This is a genomic window from Paraburkholderia sp., from assembly GCF_035656215.1.
In the GTDB taxonomy this organism is placed as follows: domain Bacteria; phylum Pseudomonadota; class Gammaproteobacteria; order Burkholderiales; family Burkholderiaceae; genus Paraburkholderia.
On sequence record NZ_DASRSY010000310.1, the window covers coordinates 1 to 2,682 of the forward strand.

The window sequence follows — 2,682 nt, forward strand, 5'->3', positions numbered from 1 at the left end:
CACAAGGTGTCTTCGTGATTGCCGAGCACCGCGTAAAACCACGGCTTGTCGAGCAGGGCCAAAGCCTGTTCGGAATGCTCGCCGCGGTCCACCAGATCGCCGACCGAAAAGAGCCGGTCGCGCGCTGGGTCGAACGCAATATCGCGCAGCAGATAGCGCAATGCATCGACACAGCCATGCAAATCGCCGACGACAAAGTCGCGGCCGCTCGGATTGGCAGCATGATGCTGGACGGAGTTGACGAGTACGGAAGCCATTCGCCCATGATAGATCGGCATCCACAAGTGCGTATGCGCGCTGCCTATCTTTTCCTGTTGTCCCAGGTCGCTCGAATGGCGTAGAAACGACGCAAAAACGGCGCGTCTACGGCATTATTTGCCGAAAAACGCGCCGTCAACGCAGTCGTTATTGCTGCGTGCGCAGCTTGGCGACCTGGTCCACCGTCACTGTGGACTGCGGATTACCGAACTGTTTGGTCACGTAATTGGTGATAGCGGCCACCTGATCGTCGGTGAGCTGGGTGCCGAACGCGGGCATCAACACATCAGCCTGTTTCGTCGTACGACTGACGCCGTGCAGGATCACCATCGCCAGATTATTGGCGTCGCTCGCGCCGACCGCCGAGTTGTGTATCAGCGAGGGATACGCGCCCGGCGCGCTTGCACCCACGCCCTGACCGGTCCAGTTATGGCACGTCGCACAATTGGCGATGAACAGTTGCGCACCATTCACCGCGTTGATCGTGGTGCCGCGCAGCGCGGTGACATCGTCGCCAGCCGGCTTGCCCCACTGGTCGCGCGGACGCGATTCGCCGCCGTTGATCGGCGGCACCGAGCGCAGATACGTGACGATCGAGCCGACGTCCTCGTGCGTCAGATACTGCGTGCTGTCGGTCACCACCTCGGCCATTGGGCCCGCCGCGTTGGCGCGGCCCGGCGCCGCGCCGGTCGACAGATAGGCCACCAGTTCGTCATCGCTCCAGTTACCCACGCCGCTGTTCTTGTCCGATGTGATGTTGTACGCATGCCAGCCGGCCTGTACCGCGCCGGAGAAGCGTGAACTGGTCTTCAAACCCTGCGTGAAATTGCGCGGCGTGTGGCATTCCTCGCAATGCGCGAGACCCTGGACCAGATACGCGCCGCGATTCCATTCGGCACTTTGTTTCGGATCGGGAACGAAGCGGCCTTCATTGAAATTGAAGAGATTCCAGAACACCATCAGCCACCGCTGGTTGAAGGGGAATTTCAGGCTATTGCCAGGCGGCGCGTAATGGATCGGCGTCAGCGTGTTCAGATACGCGCGAATTGCCAGCACGTCCCGCTCGGTGACTTTGGTGTATTCCGCGTACGGAAAGGCCGGATAAAGCCGCTCGCCGCTCTTGCCGATACCTTCATGCATCGCGCGCAGAAAATCGGCGTCGCTCCATTGGCCGATGCCGGTGTCCGGGTCGGGCGTGATGTTCGGCGTCACGATCGTGCCGAACGGCGTGTTGATCGGCAGGCCGCCCGCGAACGGACGTGCTTTGTCAGCCGTGTGGCAGGCGACGCAGTCGCCGGCACGCGCGAGGTATTCACCGCGTTTCACGAGATCGCTGCTGGCCACTGCCGCCGGCGTGGCCACCGCGACGGCCGGTTGCGAGGCGTCGTCCGCGCGAGCCTGCGTGATCGGCAACTCGTCGTTATGTCGCGCGCCAGGCCCATGCGCTTCGTGCCACGCGACATACAGCGCAAACAGCGAAAAGACGGCCGCCAGCGTCGCCACCCGGAAGCGGCGACGACGCGTGCTCTGGGCCCGCGCATCGGCCGGCTGCACGCGAGAGGTGTTCTTCGTCATTGTGGCTCTCCGTTCAGGGCTCAGATTTCACGCTTGAGCTTGTCGGCCAGTTTCAGCGACAAGGCCGCGATCGTCAGCGTGCAATTCACGGAGGCAGCGGTCGGCATCACACCGCTGCTGGCGATAAACAGATTCGAGTGATCGTGCGTACGGCAATCCGCGTCGACGACCGAATCCCCCGGATCGCTGCCCATGATGGTGGTACCCATGATGTGATTGTTCGGCGCGAAGGTGTCGTCGAACGAGACCTCGGCGCCGCCGAACAGCGACGCGATCTGCGCATACAGTTCATGCGTGTTCACCGCGCTCTTCTTCACGTAGTCGTTGATCGAGTAGTAGATCTCGGGCTGCGGAATGCCGAGCGCGTCCTTGTGATCCGCCGAGGGCACCACGCGGTTCTGCGGCTCCGCGAGATGCTCGTGAAAGCTGTTGATGTTCAGCGTGCGCGCCGCACGATCGCGGATCTGCCGGTCGAGCTCGGCGCCGGTGAGGCCTTTTTTCAGCAGGTCGGCGGCCACGCCCATGGTCGGCACACCATTCGACAGATGCAGCTTTTTCGCCGCGTAATCGGAACGGAACGCGCCATCGCGGAAGTTGACGATCGAGGTCATCTCCATCGGCCCACGTCCAGGCCACAGTGGTTCGTTCGCGAGAAAGGTGACGCCCGTGCCCGGATGGTCCATCAGGTTACGGCCCACCTGGTCGGAACTGTTGCCGATGCCGTGCGGGAATTTGTCGGTGGTCGACATCAGCATCAGCTTCGGCGTTTCGATGCCGTTCGCGGCGAGCACGAACAGCTTGCCGGTCACGCGTGTGCTATTGCCGTTCGGGTCCTTGTAGTGGACGGCC

General features: G+C 62.4%; 3 protein-coding genes. All 3 read right to left on the bottom strand.

Annotated elements, in window-relative coordinates; translation table 11 throughout:
- A partial coding sequence (locus VFE81_RS17635; RefSeq protein WP_325045824.1) for a metallophosphoesterase occupies positions 1–257 on the bottom strand: 257 nt, incomplete at its 3' end.
- A 148-nt stretch (positions 258–405) separates the two neighbouring features.
- The gene (locus tag VFE81_RS17640; protein ID WP_325045825.1) at positions 406–1,833 is read right to left on the bottom strand and encodes a cytochrome c; all 1,428 of its coding nucleotides are present in this window, start codon (positions 1,831–1,833) and stop codon (positions 406–408) included.
- 20 nt (positions 1,834–1,853) lie between these two features.
- On the bottom strand, positions 1,854–2,682 hold an 829-nt coding region (locus VFE81_RS17645), incomplete at its 5' end, for a GMC family oxidoreductase (protein ID WP_325045826.1).

Coding starts and splice junctions, on each gene's coding strand:
- VFE81_RS17640 (WP_325045825.1), bottom strand. CDS start 1,833: ATGACGAAGAACACCTCTCGCGTGCAGCCGGCCGATGCGCGGGCCCAG.